2 protein-coding genes are annotated in these 1,746 nt (G+C 74.1%); both read left to right on the top strand.

Annotated elements, in window-relative coordinates; genetic code table 11:
- A partial coding sequence (locus AC27VN_RS40615; RefSeq protein WP_490880385.1) for a 5-oxoprolinase subunit C family protein occupies window positions 1-403 on the top strand: 403 nt, incomplete at its 5' end.
- Window positions 400-1,746, top strand: a 1,347-nt coding sequence (locus AC27VN_RS40610; protein WP_490880384.1) for an acetyl-CoA carboxylase biotin carboxylase subunit, incomplete at its 3' end; no start/stop codon positions are given. The genes AC27VN_RS40615 and AC27VN_RS40610, both read left to right, overlap by 4 nt.

Raw genomic sequence — 1,746 nt, 5'->3', positions numbered from 1 at the left:
GCTGCACGAGGACGTGGTGCTCGACGTGGTGCTGGGCCCGCGCACCGACTGGTTCACGCCCGAGGCGGTCGCGCTGCTCGCGAGCCAGCGCTGGACCGTCACGCCGCAGTCCAACCGCGTCGGCCTGCGGCTCGCGGGCGAAACGCCGCTGGCGCGCCTCGACACCGCCGAGCTGCCCAGCGAGGGCACCGCGCTCGGCGCGATCCAGGTGCCGCCGAGCGGCCAGCCCGTGCTGTTCCTCGCCGACCATCCGCTGACCGGCGGCTACCCGGTGATCGGCGCCGTCGCCACTCACCACCTCGATCGCGCCGGCCAGATCCCGGTCGGCGCGCGCCTGCGTTTCAACCCGGTGCGCGCCTTCGACGCGCACTGCCTTCCCGCTCCTTCCTCCGACACGCCATGAAGAAAGTCCTGATCGCCAACCGCGGCGAGATCGCCGTGCGCATCGCGCGCGCCTGCGCCGACTACGGCGTGCGCTCGGTGGCCGTCTATGCCGACGCCGATTTCGATGCGCTGCACACGCGCGTGGCCGACGAGGCCCATGCGCTCGAGGGCACGCGCCCGGCCGACACCTACCTGGCCATCGACAAGCTGCTGGCCGCGGCCGCGCGCAGCGGCGCCGACGCGGTGCATCCGGGCTACGGCTTCCTCTCGGAGAGCGCGGCCTTCGCGCGCGCCGTGATCGAGGCCGGCCTGTGCTGGATCGGCCCGCCGCCTTCGGCCATCGAGGCACTGGGCGACAAGGTGCAGGCACGCCGCATCGCGCTCGAGGTCGGCGCGCCGCTGGTGGCCGGCACGCCGGCGCCGGTGCGCGACGCGCAGGAGGTGCTGGCCTTCGCCGAGGCGCACGGCCTGCCGATCGCGATCAAGGCGGCCTTCGGCGGCGGCGGCCGCGGCCTCAAGGTCGCGTGGCGGCTCGACGAGGTGGCCGAGCTCTACGAATCGGCGGTGCGCGAGGCCGTCACCGCCTTCGGCCGCGGCGAGTGCTTCGTCGAGCAGTTCCTCGACCGGCCGCGCCATGTCGAGGCGCAGGTGATCGCCGACACGCACGGCCGCGTGGTGGTGCTCGGCACGCGCGATTGCTCGCTGCAGCGGCGCAACCAGAAGCTGGTGGAGGAGGCGCCCGCGCCCTTCCTCAGCGAGGCGCAGCGCGAGCGCATCCACCGCGCCGCGCACGACATCTGCGCGCGCGCCGGCTATGTCGGCGCCGGCACGGTCGAGTTCCTGCTCGGGCCCACGGGTGCGATCTCCTTCCTCGAGGTCAACACGCGGCTGCAGGTCGAGCATCCGGTGACCGAGGAAACCACCGGCATCGACCTCGTGGTCGAGCAGCTGCGCATCGCCGACGGGCTGCCGCTGTCGGTCAGCGAGACGCCCGCGCCGCGCGGCCATGCCTTCGAGTTCCGCATCAACGCCGAGGACCCCGGCCGCGGCTTCCTGCCCACGCCCGGACCGGTGCGCCTGTTCGAGCCACCGTCGGGTCCCGGCGTGCGCGTCGACACCGGCGTGGCCTCGGGCTCGAGCGTGCCGGGCAGCTTCGATTCGCTGATGGCCAAGCTGGTCGTCACCGGCGCCACGCGCGCCCAGGCGATGGCGCGCGCACGCCGCGCGCTGCGCGAGTTCCGCATCGAGGGCGTGGCCTCGGTGCTGCCGTTCCACCGCGCCGTGGTCGAGGCGCCCGACTTCGTGGCCGAGGACGGCTTCAAGGTCCACACGCGCTGGATCGAGACCGACTTCGCGCAGCCG

This window comes from Variovorax sp. 20P10.2.4 (assembly GCF_058244205.1).
Note: the sequence above shows the minus strand (reverse complement) of the source record. Positions and strands in the feature narration are given on the sequence as shown.